This window comes from Massilia sp. 9I (assembly GCF_902506415.1).
Lineage (GTDB): Bacteria > Pseudomonadota > Gammaproteobacteria > Burkholderiales > Burkholderiaceae_D > Telluria.
Genome location: NZ_LR733275.1, coordinates 4,997,035 through 5,009,810, shown reverse-complemented (window position 1 = coordinate 5,009,810; position 12,776 = coordinate 4,997,035). Strand labels below are relative to the sequence as shown.

The 12,776-nt window shown below is 63.2% G+C and carries 12 protein-coding genes; 1 reads left to right on the top strand and 11 read right to left on the bottom strand.

Features of this window, described 5'->3' with window-relative positions; translation table 11 throughout:
* Positions 1–79 precede the first annotated feature (79 nt).
* The 8 genes from pulA to rpsF all read right to left on the bottom strand — a co-directional run bounded on the left by pulA (position 80) and on the right by rpsF (position 8,131).
* Entirely contained in the window at positions 80–3,169 is a 3,090-nt protein-coding gene (pulA, locus tag GV068_RS22360) for a pullulanase-type alpha-1,6-glucosidase (protein ID WP_229464418.1), read from the bottom strand.
* 197 nt (positions 3,170–3,366) lie between these two features.
* Positions 3,367–4,377, bottom strand: a complete 1,011-nt coding sequence (locus tag GV068_RS22355; RefSeq protein ID WP_159703149.1) for an inorganic phosphate transporter — start codon at positions 4,375–4,377, stop codon at positions 3,367–3,369.
* A 24-nt stretch (positions 4,378–4,401) separates the two neighbouring features.
* Positions 4,402–5,028: a DUF47 domain-containing protein gene (locus tag GV068_RS22350; protein ID WP_159703146.1), complete on the bottom strand. Its 627-nt coding sequence runs from the start codon at positions 5,026–5,028 to the stop codon at positions 4,402–4,404.
* 78 nt (positions 5,029–5,106) lie between these two features.
* Positions 5,107–6,492: a replicative DNA helicase gene (locus GV068_RS22345; protein ID WP_159705423.1), complete on the bottom strand. Its 1,386-nt coding sequence runs from the start codon at positions 6,490–6,492 to the stop codon at positions 5,107–5,109.
* Between the two features lie 107 nt (positions 6,493–6,599).
* Positions 6,600–7,052: a 50S ribosomal protein L9 gene (gene rplI / locus GV068_RS22340; RefSeq protein WP_159703143.1), complete on the bottom strand. Its 453-nt coding sequence runs from the start codon at positions 7,050–7,052 to the stop codon at positions 6,600–6,602.
* A 36-nt stretch (positions 7,053–7,088) separates the two neighbouring features.
* Entirely contained in the window at positions 7,089–7,379 is a 291-nt protein-coding gene (rpsR, locus tag GV068_RS22335) for a 30S ribosomal protein S18 (RefSeq protein WP_036249492.1), read from the bottom strand.
* A 38-nt stretch (positions 7,380–7,417) separates the two neighbouring features.
* Positions 7,418–7,708 carry a primosomal replication protein N gene (gene priB, locus GV068_RS22330; RefSeq protein WP_159703140.1) on the bottom strand — a complete coding sequence of 97 codons (291 nt, stop codon included), beginning with the start codon at positions 7,706–7,708 and terminating at the stop codon, positions 7,418–7,420.
* A 36-nt stretch (positions 7,709–7,744) separates the two neighbouring features.
* A complete protein-coding gene (gene rpsF, locus GV068_RS22325) occupies positions 7,745–8,131 on the bottom strand; it encodes a 30S ribosomal protein S6 (protein WP_159703137.1) in 387 nt (128 codons plus the stop codon).
* Between the two features lie 285 nt (positions 8,132–8,416).
* Between rpsF and lexA the strand changes: the two genes are divergently transcribed.
* Positions 8,417–9,049 carry a transcriptional repressor LexA gene (gene lexA, locus GV068_RS22320; protein ID WP_159703134.1) on the top strand — a complete coding sequence of 211 codons (633 nt, stop codon included), beginning with the start codon at positions 8,417–8,419 and terminating at the stop codon, positions 9,047–9,049.
* 123 nt (positions 9,050–9,172) lie between these two features.
* Here lexA and GV068_RS22315 read toward each other — a convergent pair whose 3' ends face one another.
* The 3 genes from GV068_RS22315 to purF all read right to left on the bottom strand — a co-directional run bounded on the left by GV068_RS22315 (position 9,173) and on the right by purF (position 12,767).
* Positions 9,173–9,895 (bottom strand): tetratricopeptide repeat protein, encoded by a 723-nt coding sequence (locus GV068_RS22315; RefSeq protein ID WP_159703131.1) that lies wholly within the window; start codon positions 9,893–9,895, stop codon positions 9,173–9,175.
* 99 nt (positions 9,896–9,994) lie between these two features.
* A complete protein-coding gene (locus tag GV068_RS22310) occupies positions 9,995–11,236 on the bottom strand; it encodes a cystathionine gamma-synthase family protein (RefSeq protein ID WP_159703128.1) in 1,242 nt (413 codons plus the stop codon).
* A 7-nt stretch (positions 11,237–11,243) separates the two neighbouring features.
* Positions 11,244–12,767, bottom strand: coding sequence for an amidophosphoribosyltransferase (gene purF, locus GV068_RS22305; protein ID WP_159703125.1), 1,524 nt, complete (start codon positions 12,765–12,767; stop codon positions 11,244–11,246).
* Positions 12,768–12,776: the final 9 nt, after the last annotated feature.

Here is a 12,776-nt window from a genome sequence, read left to right as displayed (position 1 = left end):
GTATAAACCCGCCGGTGAGGCGGGTCCTGTGGCCGCAAGGTAACGCGCGCAGCCCGGCAATGCCGGGACAGCCTAGCGCTCAGTCATCGTCACGCCCGACACCCTGCTCGACGAATACCGCCGTGGTCCGCGCCGGGATGCTGAAGCTGCCGCCCGCCGCGCTGTAGCTGGAGCTCTTCACCACCGGGTCGTCCGAGCCGCGCTGCACCTTGTGCAGCTTCAGGCGCAGGCCCTTGAGCTCGGGGATGGCAATGGTTTTCGCCTCCTTGTCCACGTTGAACAGCACCACCACGCTGCGGTACTTTGCATCCGGATAGCGTTGCGGTTCGTCGCCATCGATGCGCATCACGATCAGGCCGGGCTCCTGGTCCGGTCCGGTGTTGTGGAACTTCAGGCGCTCCATCACGTCCTTCGCCGTGCGCAGGCGGAACAAGCTGGTATCCATGCGGATCGCCAGCAAGTCCTCGAACGCCCCCTTCGTCGACAGGATGGCGGCGCGATCCGGCTTGATCAGCGGATTTTCCAGGATCGGCGTCATCAGGCCCCAGTTGTCGCGGTTGACGCCCGCCATCGGCAGGCCGACGCCGAAGTTGTTCGATGCGTAGCTGTAGTCGAGGCGGTTGAACCAGTCGCCCGCATTGTAGCTGTCGCGGTCGAGCGACTTGGAACGCAGCAGTTCCTGGCCTGCGTGGATGAAGGGCACGCCTTGCGCCAGCAGCACGATCGCCGCGCCCAGGTTCTGCACCCGCAGCCGGTCCGCCGGAGAAGTCGATTGCGGCAGGCGGAAGGCGTTGATGTCGAACAGGGTCTGGTTGTCGTGCTTCTCGACGTAGTTGATCGCTTCAGACGGGCTGGCGGTATAGCCGGCGCGCTGGCCGAAGTAATCGATGTCGGCATTGGTGCGCAGCGAACCGAAGCGGTCGACGAAGCGGTAGTCGCGCAGGGTGCCGGATAGGCCCACGCGCACGATATCGGCCAGGCGCAGCGCATCGTCACGCGACTGGCGCGCGCGCTCGTTCGGGTCATACCACACGCCGTTGATGAAGCCCTGCTGGCTAATCAGGTTCTCGCCGCCATCGCAGCAGCCGCCGCCGCGCACCGCGTCGCGCAGCCGGTCGTTGAAGGAACCGATGCCGCTGCCGTACAGATTGGCCTGGCGCGCCTGCACGAAGCGCTGGTCGTTGCCGACCGCGCCGAAGTTCCAGCCTTCGCCATACAGGTAGATCTCGCGGCCGGCGGCACGGTTCACGGTACTCTGCAGGCGCTTCATCACATCGAGCGGCGCGAAGGACATGATGTCGAAGCGGAAGCTATCGACCTGGTAGTCCTTGGCCCACAGCGCCACCGACTCCACCATCAGCTTGCCCATCATCGTGTGTTCGGCGGCGGTGTCGGCGCAGCAGCTGTCGTTCAGGTTGGCGCCATTGCCGTTCAGGCGGTAGTAGTAGGTCGGGACGATCTTGTCCAGCACCGACAGGGGCCCCTGCTGCGAGGCGCTGGTGTGGTTGTAGACCACGTCCATGGCCACCCGCAGGCCGGTCTCGTGCAGCTCCTGCACCATCGAGCGGAATTCGCGGATGCGCGCCGCACCGTCGTTGGCGTTGGAGGCATAGCTGCCTTCCGGCGCGTTGTAGTGCACCGGGTCGTAGCCCCAGTTGAAGCAGTCGCTGTCGCGGGTCGCGTCGACTGCCGCCTGCTGGGCTTCCGAAGCCGGGCCCGCATTCGGAATCACAGGCTGGGTGCACCCTGCTTCGTTCACGCTGGCGATGTCGAAGGCCGGCAGCAGGTGCACGTGGGTCAGCCCCGCCTTGGCCAGGGATTTCAGATGGCGCATGCCGTTCGACTGGCGTTCGGCGAAGGCCAGGTACTTGCCGCGGCGCGCCGCCGGCACCGTCTCGTCGCTGGCGCTGAAGTCGCGGATGTGCAGCTCGTACAGCGCGATGTCGCTCGGGTGTTCGAGTTTCGGCACGCGGTGATGGTCCCAGCCGCGCGGCTTGAGCGCATCGCTGTCCAGGTCCGCGACAAAGGAACGGGCGCTGTTGGCGTTCAGGCTCACCGAATACGGGTCGGTGACGGTGTTGGTCACCAGGGTGTTATTGGCCCAGCGCGACAGCACCTGCACGGTATAGGTGTAGTAGGCGCGGTTGGTCCAGCCGGCGTTGGGCGCGGTATAGCTCCACACGCCGCTGGACGCGTCGAAGCGCATCGGGACCGAGCTGGAAGCCGGTGCGTTCGCATCAGGATAGATGTCGAGCGCGACCGACTTGGCGGTCGGGGCCCAGACGCGGAAAGTCGGCACGCCGGCGCCGTTGAAGCTCACGCCCAATTTGGCATTCGCGGCGCGTGCGGCGAACACGTCGTCGAGCATGCCGGCGGTCTGCAGCGAGGTCACCTGCACCAGCTTGCCGGCGGCATCGAACTGGGCGATCGCGAACTGGGCGCTGGCCAGGCCCGCGATCTTGGCCGCATCGGCATTGGACAGGGCCAGGCCGGTGCTTGCTGCCAGGTGCGGGAACTTCGCGCGCACGCTTTCCGGCAGCGGCGCCAGGTTCAGGTTCATGCTGCCGTCGGCGCCGGTGACGCCGGAAGGGCCGGAACCGAGGCCGCCACCCGCCGCGTAATACAGCTTGTAGCTGCCGGCGCTTGGCACACCGGGCCAGGCCAGCACGTTCGCCGCCAGCCAGTGTGCGCTGGCGAGGGCCAGGCTGCCGTAGCTGAGCGCGGGGGGCGCCGTATGGACGGTGCAGTCGCCTTCCAGCAGCCAGATTTCGTGGCCTTTGGTCGCCACGTCGGCGGGCAGCGGCGCGCCCTGGTCGTTGCCGCAGTTCTTGGTGCCGCTGCCGTCGGTGACGAGGAACCACAGGGCGGTCTTGCCGCTGGCCAGCGGGATGTCGACGTAGCCGCCGAAGCTGTCGGTCTGGGTAAACATGAAGCGGTCGGTGATCCAGGCCGAGCTCGGGTTGGCCGGGCCGTCCCAGGAATACACGCCCCACTGGGCGGTGTCGTTCTGCACGCGGCGGAAGTGGACCCGGATGGTGCCGGGCGCCACCGGCGCGGCGGCCGTCGCGGTAGGCTGCTGGGCGTGCGCGGGCGCGGCGATGAAGGCAAGCCCGGCGAAAGCCGCCAGCAGGCCGCCGGCGGCCATGGCGAACCGCAGCCGTGAAGTCAAACTACGTCTGTTGCGCATTGATGTCCCCTTTGTCGTTGTTTTCATTGGTATTTACCGCTGGCAACAGCTTGGCAAGCGGTCACGGTAGCGAGCGCTACCATGTAATATTACTACCAACGTAAGGACGTTCGACAATGCACAGACGAAAAAAAAAGCAGGGCTTTGCGCCCTGCTTCCTGTCATCCGTTGTACGGCTGTTACATGATGTGGGTACCGATCCACCACGCCACGGCTGCCATGAAGGCCGACGCCGGGATGGTGAAGACCCATGCCCACACGATGCTGCCCGCCACGCCCCAGCGCACCGCCGACATTTTTTGCGAGGCGCCCACGCCGACGATGGCGCCGGTGATGGTGTGGGTGGTCGACACCGGGATACCCCAGAAGCTTGCCATCAGGAGCGTCATGGCGCCGCCGGTTTCGGCGCAGAAGCCGCCCACCGGTTTGAGCTTGGTGATCTTCTGGCCCATGGTCTTGACGATGCGCCAGCCGCCGAACAGGGTGCCGAAGCTGATCGCCGCGTAGCAGGAGATGATGACCCAGGTGGGCGGATAGGCGTCGGTCGGATTGGTGTAGCCGGCCGCGATCAGGAGCATCCAGATGATGCCCATGGTCTTCTGGGCATCGTTGCCGCCGTGTCCCAGCGAGTAGCCGGCTGCCGAGGCCAGTTGCAGGCGGCGGAACCAGACGTCGACCTTGCGCGGGGTGGACTTCACGAAGATCCACGAGACCAGCAGCATGATGATCGAACCGAGCACGAAGCCCAGCAGCGGCGCCAGCACGATGAACATCACGGTCTTGAGCAGGCCGGCCGAGATCAGCGCCCCGGTGCCCGATTTGGCCACCGCGGCGCCCACTAGGCCGCCGATCAGCGCATGCGACGAAGACGAGGGAATGCCGTAGTACCAGGTGATGATGTTCCAGACGATGGCCCCGACCAGGGCTCCGAAGATCACGTAGTGGTCGACCACATGCGGGTCGATGGTCCCTTTGCCGATGGTCTGCGCCACCTTCATGCTCACGACGAAAATCGCGATGAAGTTGAAGAAGGCCGCCATGGCGACGGCGGACTGCGGCTTCAGCACGCCCGTCGACACGACCGTGGCAATCGCATTGGCCGAGTCGTGGAAGCCGTTCATGAAGTCGAACACCAGCGCCAGCAGCACCAGCATGCCCAGCACGTAGATGCTGATATGTAGAGATTCCATAATTATTCTTGTTGTGCGCGGTGCTTACGCGTTCTCGACGATGATGCCTTCGACGATGTTCGCCACGTCCTCGCAGCGGTCGGTAACGGTCTCGAGGATCTCGTAGATCGCCTTCATCTTGATCAGGTTGCGCACGTCCGGCTCGTCGCGGAACAGTTTCGACATGGCGGCGCGCATGACGTGGTCGGCGTCCGACTCGAAGCGGTCGATCTCTTCGCAGATCGCGACGATCTTCTGGGCATTGCCCATGTCGTGCAGCAGGCCGACGGCTTCCTGCACCTTCTTGCAGCACGACAGGCACAGCTCGGCCAGGCGCGCCGCTTCCGGGGTCACCGCATGCAGGTCGTACAGCGAGACCGTCTGGGCCGCGTCTTCCATCATGTCGAGGATGTCGTCCATGCTGGTGATCAGCTTGTGGATGTCGTCGCGGTCGATCGGGGTGATGAAGGTCTTGTGCAGCAGGTCGACGGTGGCGTAGGTGATCTTGTCCGCCTGTTTCTCGATGCTCTCCACGGCATGGGTGCGGTTTTCCAGGTCGTCAAAGTTGGTCATCAGGCCAAGCATTTCCTGGGCACCCTTCACGCACAGTGCGGCGTGCTGGTTGAACAGGTCGAAAAATTTGCCCTCTTGGGGCATCAAGCGTCCAAACATATTATTCTCCGTTGTGAATCTCTTGGGACTTCGAAACCGCTGCCACGGCTGGCGGCGGAAAAGGATTGAAACTGCGGCTTAGTCGCCCTGGTAGATACTCAGGTTACCGCTATAGTTGCCAAACTTGGTGTACTGGCCGATCCAGGTAAGGCGAATCGCTCCGATCGGGCCATTACGCTGCTTACCGATGATGATCTCGGCGGTTCCCTTATCGGGCGAGTCGGGGTTGTAGACCTCGTCGCGATACAGGAAGATGATAACGTCCGCATCCTGTTCGATAGCGCCCGATTCGCGCAGGTCGGACATGACGGGACGTTTGTTGGGTCGCTGTTCCAGCGAGCGGTTCAGCTGGGACAGTGCGATGACCGGGCAATGCAGTTCCTTCGCCAGGCCCTTGAGCGAACGCGAGATCTCCGAGATCTCGGCCGCGCGGTTGTCGCCAGGCTGGCTGCCCTGCATCAGCTGCAGGTAGTCGACGATGATCAGACCCAGCTTGCCGCACTGACGCGCCAGGCGTCGCGCACGTGCGCGCATTTCGATCGGGTTCAGCGCCGGCGTCTCGTCGATGTAGAGCTGGGCGTCGTTCATCTTCTGGATCGCATGCGTCAGGCGCGGCCAGTCCTCGTCGTTCAGGCGGCCGGTACGCAGGCGGTGCTGGTCGAGCTGGCCCACGGAGCCGAGCATACGCATGGCCAGCTGGGCGCCGCCCATCTCCATCGAGAACACGGCCACCGGCAGGCCCGCTTCGATGGCGACGTTCTCGCCGATGTTGACCGAGAACGCGGTCTTGCCCATCGACGGACGGCCGGCGACGATCACCAGGTCGCCCGGCTGCAGGCCGGAGGTCATGCGATCGAGGTCGATGAAGCCGGTCGGCACGCCGGTGATCTCGCCCTGGTTCTCGCGCGAGTACAGTTCGTCGATGCGCTCCACCACCTGGGTGAGCAGCGGCTGGATCGGATTCCAGCCCTGCTGGCCACGGGCGCCGGTTTCCGCGATCGCGAAGATCTTCGATTCGGCCTCGTCCAGCATCTGCTTGACCTCCTTCCCTTGCGGGTTGAAGGCATTGCCCGAGATTTCGTCGGCCACCGTGATCAGGTTGCGCAGGATGCCGCGGTCACGCACGATCTCGGCGTAGCGGCGGATATTGGCGGCGGACGGCGTGTTCTGCGCCATCGCGTTCAGGTACTGCAGGCCACCCACTTCCTCGGCCTTGCCCAGCATGTTGCAGGCTTCGTAGACCGTGATCACGTCCGCCGGCTTGCCGGCGTTGATCAGGCGGATCATCTGTTCGAAGATGATACGGTGGTCGTAGCGGTAGAAATCCTCTGCGTGCATGAAGTCGGCAATGCGGTCCCACGCGGCATTGTCGCGCAGGAGACCGCCGATGACGGACTGCTCTGCTTCGATGGAATGTGGCGGGATGCGCAGGGAATCGACTTGCGGATCGGCTGGGGAATTCATGGCGGGCATTATACCTTCTCCTGTCATCTGGCTGTCATCATTGCCGAGTTTTTCAGGACGTAAAAAAAGCCGGGCGAGCCCGGCTTTTTCATTTATACAACAAAAGCTTATGCAGCCTCGCCGACGACAGCGATGGTGATTTCCGAGACGACGTCGGTGTGCAGAGCGACGGCAACCGGGAATTCACCCGTGGTCTTCAGCGGGCCGGTCGGCAGGCGAACCTGCGACTTCTCGACCGGGAAGCCTTGCTTGCTCAGGGCTTCGGCGATGTCGAAGTTGGTGACCGAACCGAACAGACGGCCGTCCACGCCCGCCTTCTGGGCGATGGTGACGGTCATGCCGCTCAGCTTGTCGCCTTGTGCCTGGGCAGCCGACAGCTTCTCAGCTGCTGCTTTTTCCAGTTCGGCGCGCTTGACTTCGAACTCGGCCACAGCGGCTTGGGTAGCGCGGCGTGCCATCTTTTGCGGGATCAGGAAGTTACGTGCGTAACCGTCCTTGACTTTGACGACGTCGCCCAGGTTGCCGACGTTGACCACTTTTTCGAGCAGGATAACTTGCATATTTATTCTCCAGGATTTCTAGCTGACGTGCCGCAATTAAGCGTTGTGCAGGTCGGTGTACGGCAGCAGCGCGAGGTAGCGTGCGCGCTTGATGGCGGTGTCGACCTGGCGCTGGTAGTGCGCCTTGGTGCCGGTCAGACGTGCCGGCATGATCTTGCCGTTTTCCTGGACGAAGTCCTTCAGGGTGTCCACGTCCTTGTAGTCCACCTGCTCAACGCCAGCGGCGGTGAAGCGGCAGAACTTCTTGCGCTTGAACAGCGGGTTCTGCTGTTTGCGCTTGAGTTTTTCTTTAGCTTTGTTTTTGTCGAACTTTTTACCGAATGCCATTTCGAGGCTCCTGTATCTGTAATCTAAATTGGCCGCTGTTAGACGGCACTGAAATCAATGATGTGAAACACCAAGGCTTTGCTGTTGCGGTTCTTCCGTGCCAGGAATCCTTCGAAGCGGTAGGCAGCGCCGAGTTCGGCGCTTTCCAGCCTGCCTGAAATCTCGCCCGCGCCGAGCGCAGGGATTTCAAAAGCGACCTGCCTTGCCACTCCGGCCTCGACCTGCTGCGAATCGTGCATCAGGATCGCGCCCACGATGGGGACGCCGGCCGGGGTGAAACGCAGTACGTCACGCTCCGCGATGGTCGCGATGAGCTGGAACTGATTCACTGCGCTCTACGAATTCCCGAGAAAAACCAGTTCAGCTTAAGCAGCGGCGGCCGGGGCAGCAGCAGCTGCTTCAGCACGGTGGCTCTTGGCTGCGTCTTCGCGCTGGACCGACTTCATCATCGGCGACGGTGCGGTTTCGGCCTTCTTCATCTTGACGGTCAGGTGACGCAGGACGGCATCGTTGAACTTGAATGCGGTTTCCAGCTCGACCAGGGTCTCGTTGTCGCACTCGATGTTCAGGCAGATGTAGTGGGCTTTCGGCAGCTTCTGGATCTGGTAAGCCATCTGGCGACGGCCCCAGTCTTCCACGCGATGGATGTTACCGCCGCGGCTGGTGACCGTGGTCTTGTAACGCTCGATCATCGCCGGGACTTGTTCGCTCTGGTCCGGGTGGACGATAAAAACGATTTCATAATGACGCATGCAACACTCCTTGAGGACGTTTAAACAAATGCCCACCTCGGCGTCAAGACGAGTGTGGGAAGGGAAAGCCTTCGATTATAGCCGGAAAACCGGGCAGATGGGAAGCCCGGGGGAGCGTGCAGGTGCACGCTCAAGGGCTGCCCGCCCATGGATGCGTGCATTCCGCGACACGCTCCAAACCGCATTGCACAATTTTTTTACACTTTTCCCGTGTTTTCCCTTGCACATCCGGGAATACTGTACAAAAATACAGTCTGCTCTTACAACTAGTGCCGTATAACACCCATGCTCAAGCTCACTGCAAGGCAAGAACAGATCCTTAACCTGATCAAGGAAGCGATCGAGAATACCGGTTTCCCGCCGACCCGCGCCGAAATCGCGGCCGAGCTGGGATTCAAGTCGGCCAATGCGGCCGAGGAACACCTGCAAGCCCTGGCGCGCAAGGGCGCGATCGAGATTTCGCCCGGCACCTCGCGTGGCATCCGCCTCGTCGGCGCCAGCGTCGAACAGATCCCGATGCCGCCCCCTAACCTCATGATGTCGCTGCCGCTGGTCGGCCGCGTCGCCGCCGGTTCGCCGATCCTGGCACAGGAACACGTCGAAGCCACCTACTCGGTCGACGCCGCCATGTTCTCGGCCCGCCCCGACTTCCTGCTGAAGGTCAAGGGCTGGTCGATGCGCGACGCCGGCATCTGCGATGGCGACTTCCTGGCGGTCAAGAAGATCGACAGCGCCAAGAACGGCCAGATCGTCGTTGCTAGATTAGGCGAGGAAGTCACCGTCAAGCGCTACCGCAAGACCGGCAACCTGGTCGAGCTGCTGCCGGAAAACCCGGACTTCAAGGTGATCCAGGTGACGCCGGAAGACGAGTTCGCGCTCGAAGGCCTGGCGGTCGGCCTGATGCGCAGCTGGCACTAACAATTCCCCCGATGGCTGCGTTGCATCGCCTTGCCGTACTAGCGTACTGTCTTCGGCGATGCGCCTTGCCCTCGGGGTTTTGTTAGTCGAGCGCAAAAAAAAGCGGGGCATGCCCCGCTTTTTTTATTTGTCCTTGAACAGCGTCGAGTTGTTGGTCTTGACCATCTTGTTGTGCTCGGCCACATAGGCTTCGGTCGCCTTGCGCCAGGCTTCGAAGTCGGCCAGGATCAGCTTCGAGCTCACCTTGGCTTCCTCGGACAGGTTGGCCTGCAGCTGCTCCAGGTAAGCGTTCGACTTCTCCAGCTCGTCCTTCTTCATCAGCTTGCGGATGTCTTCCGGAACGCGCTTGCTGAGCGGCGTGGCCGCATTCAGGTTGGTGATGTACTTGTTGTAGCAATCCTGCCAGGTATTGATGGCCGCGCCGATGCGGTCGATGTCGGCATTGATCTTCGACATCGCCGGAATGCGCGGCGTCACGCAGCGGAATTCGCCCGATTTCAGGTCTTCGCCGTCGTAGCCGCTGATCCAGTAGTCGATCTCCTTGCGGCGCTTGACGCGCTGGTCCATCACCTCGAGCGAGGCGATCGCGACCTTGTTGCCCTTGGCGGCGGCCTTCTTGAACAGCGCTTCCGCCTTCGCCTCGTCGACCTGCCCCGCCTCGCCATACCAGTACATCTGGCCCAGGGCTTGCTGCGCTTCCGGATTGCCGGCATTGGCGAGCTTGGTATAGATCTTCATTGCCGCCGCGTAGTCCTTCTTCTCGAACAGGGCGTTGGCGTCTTCCAGTTCGCCGGCAAAGGCGGCGCCACACAGCAGCAGGGAAGCGAGGAACAGCTTGGTTTTCATGGGCACGATACCGATGTGAATGGAAGTTCCATGATAGCGGTAATGCGACGTAACGCTCAACAGCTGAAACAAAACGGCAGCCGAGGCTGCCGTTGCTTGTTACGCGTCGAGCGCCTGGCGGAAGTCCGCCAGCAGGTCGTCGGTATCCTCGATGCCCACCGAAACGCGAATCAGCGACTCGGCGATGCCCATGCTGGCGCGCCGCTCCGCTCCCATCTCGAAGAAGATCGTGTGCGCCACCGGGATCACCAGGGTACGGGTGTCGCCCAGATTGCTGGCCGGGATGCCGAGCTTCAGGCGATTCAGGTAGTCGAAGCAGTCGATGTCTTCCCGCAGCTCGAAGCTCATCAAGGAACCGCCCGCACGGAACAGCTCCTTGGTGATCCCGTTCTGCGGATGCGAAGCCAGGCCCGGGTAGTGAACCGCGCAGACCCGCTCATCCGCCTCGAGCATGTGCGCCAGCGCCAGCGCATTGGCGCTGGTGCGTTCCATGCGCAGCGCCAGCGTCTCCGCACCCACCGCGATGTGGTGCGCCGCTTCCGGCCCCAGCGCCGCGCCGAAGTCGCGCAGCGCCTTGGCGCGCAGCTGGGCCAGACCCTGATTGGCGGCCGGCTGCTTGCGGAAGTTGGCCGCGATGTTCGGGAAGGCGCTCCAGTCGAACAGGCCGGTGTCGGTCAGCGCGCCGCCGAGCGCATTGCCATGGCCGCCGATCGACTTGGTCAGCGAATTGACCACCAGGCCCGCGCTAACCGCCTTTGGGCGGAACAGATAAGGCGTGGTCATGGTGTTGTCCACGACGTAGAGGATGCCGCGCTCGCGGCACAGCTGGCCGATGCGCGCGAGATCCGCGACCTGGGTGCGCGGATTGGCGATGGTCTCGACGAACACCATGCGCGTGTCGGGCTTCAAGGCCGCTTCCACATGGGCGACATCGGTCGCATCGACGAAATCGACACCCACGCCCTGCCCCGCCACCGTCTGCCACAGGCTGTTGGTGTTCCCGAACAGGAAGGACGAAGAGACGATGTGGTCGCCCGCTTTGAGCAGCGCCTGGAACAGCGCGCCGATGGCGCCCATGCCGGTGGCGAAACAGATGGTGCCGACGCCGTCTTCCATCTTGGTGATCTTGTCTTCCAGCGCGCCCACCGTCGGGTTGCCCTGGCGGCCGTAGCGAAAGCCCGGCTCCTTGCCCTGGAAGACCGAGGCCAGCTGGCGCGCGTCACCGTAGCCAAAGGCCACCGAGGTGTGCACCGGCTTGTGCAGCGAACCCTGCTCGATCGTCTTGCGGCGGTCGTTGTGCAGGATGGTGGTCGTGAAACCGTACTTGTTCGTCTCGCTCATGGCTGGCTTACTCGGTGACCGCCGGGGTGTTGAGGTTCAGCTGGGTACGCACCGGGTCCTCGACCTGGTTGGCCTTCGGGTTGTGGCGCGCCGACTCCTGGCGGTCCAGGTATTCCGGGGTCACGTCGCCGGTCACGTAGACGCCGTCGAAGCAGGAGGCCTCGAAGTTCTTCAAGGCCGGGTTGACGTCCGAGATCGCCTTCTTGAGCGCGTCGACATCCTGATAGACCAGGCGGTCGGCGGTGATCTCCTTGCACACCTCGTCCACGGTGCGGCCGTGCGCGATCAACTCGTCGCGGGTCGGCATGTCGATGCCGTACACGTTCGGGTACAGCACCGGCGGCGCCGCCGAGGCGAAGAACACCTTGCGGGCACCGGCGTCGCGCGCCATCTGCACGATCTCGCGGCTGGTGGTGCCGCGCACGATCGAGTCGTCGACCAGCAGCACGTTCTTGTCCTTGAACTCGGCGGCGATGGCGTTGAGCTTCTGGCGCACCGACTTCTTGCGCATGCCCTGGCCCGGCATGATGAAGGTGCGGCCGATGTAGCGGTTCTTGATGAAGCCTTCGCGGTACTCGACGCCGAGCTTGAGCGCCAGCTGGATCGCGGCCGGACGGGAGGAGTCCGGGATCGGCATCACCACGTCGATTTCCTCGACCGGGATCTCCTTGCGGATCTTGTCGGCCAGGTATTCGCCCATGCGCAGGCGGGTGGCGTAGACCGAGGCGCCGTCGATCACCGAGTCCGGACGCGCCAGGTAGACGTATTCGAAGGCGCAGGGGTTCAGCGACGGGTTCTCGGCGCACTGCTGCTGCGACATATTGCCGTCGTTGTCGATGAAGACCGCCTCGCCCGGCGCGATGTCGCGCACGAAGCGGAAGCCCAGGCCTTCCAGCGCCACCGACTCGCTCGCCACCAGGTATTCGGTGCCGTGCTCGCCTTCATTCACGCCCAGGCACAGCGGACGGATGCCGAAGGGGTCGCGGAAGGCCAGCATGCCGTGGCCGGCGATCTGCGACACCACCGCATACGCCCCGCGCACGCGGCGGTGCACCGCGGCGACCGCCTTGAACACGGCGTCCTTGTCGAGGTTGAAGCCATCGGCTGCTTCCTGGATCTCGTGGGCCAGCACGTTCAGCAGCACTTCCGAGTCGGAATCGGTGTTGATGTGGCGGCGGTCATTGCGGAACAGCTCTTCCTTGAGCTGGGCCTGGTTGGTCAGGTTGCCGTTGTGGGCGAGGGTAATGCCGAAGGGAGCGTTGACGTAGAACGGCTGCGCCTCTTCCTCGCTCGACGAACCTGCGGTCGGGTAGCGGCAGTGGCCGATACCGGTGTTGCCCTGCAGCGAGCGCATGTTGCGGGTACGGAACACGTCGCGCACCAGGCCATTGGCCTTGTACATCGAGAACATGCTGCTGTGATTGGTTGCAATGCCCGCCGCGTCCTGGCCGCGGTGCTGCAGCAGCAGCAATGCGTCGTACAGAAGCTGGTTGACGGGATTATTCGAGACGACGCCGACGATGCCACACATGGTGCGCTC

What these genes read in the sequence shown, in the direction of transcription:
- GV068_RS22355 (WP_159703149.1), bottom strand. Translation starts at nt 4,377, where the DNA reads ATGGAATCTCTACATATCAGCATCTACGTGCTGGGCATGCTGGTGCTG.
- GV068_RS22350 (WP_159703146.1), bottom strand. Translation starts at nt 5,028, where the DNA reads ATGTTTGGACGCTTGATGCCCCAAGAGGGCAAATTTTTCGACCTGTTC.
- GV068_RS22345 (WP_159705423.1), bottom strand. Translation starts at nt 6,492, where the DNA reads ATGAATTCCCCAGCCGATCCGCAAGTCGATTCCCTGCGCATCCCGCCA.
- rplI (WP_159703143.1), bottom strand. Translation starts at nt 7,052, where the DNA reads ATGCAAGTTATCCTGCTCGAAAAAGTGGTCAACGTCGGCAACCTGGGC.
- rpsR (WP_036249492.1), bottom strand. Translation starts at nt 7,379, where the DNA reads ATGGCATTCGGTAAAAAGTTCGACAAAAACAAAGCTAAAGAAAAACTC.
- rpsF (WP_159703137.1), bottom strand. Translation starts at nt 8,131, where the DNA reads ATGCGTCATTATGAAATCGTTTTTATCGTCCACCCGGACCAGAGCGAA.
- lexA (WP_159703134.1), top strand. Translation starts at nt 8,417, where the DNA reads ATGCTCAAGCTCACTGCAAGGCAAGAACAGATCCTTAACCTGATCAAG.
- GV068_RS22315 (WP_159703131.1), bottom strand. Translation starts at nt 9,895, where the DNA reads ATGAAAACCAAGCTGTTCCTCGCTTCCCTGCTGCTGTGTGGCGCCGCC.
- GV068_RS22310 (WP_159703128.1), bottom strand. Translation starts at nt 11,236, where the DNA reads ATGAGCGAGACGAACAAGTACGGTTTCACGACCACCATCCTGCACAAC.
- purF (WP_159703125.1), bottom strand. Translation starts at nt 12,767, where the DNA reads ATGTGTGGCATCGTCGGCGTCGTCTCGAATAATCCCGTCAACCAGCTT.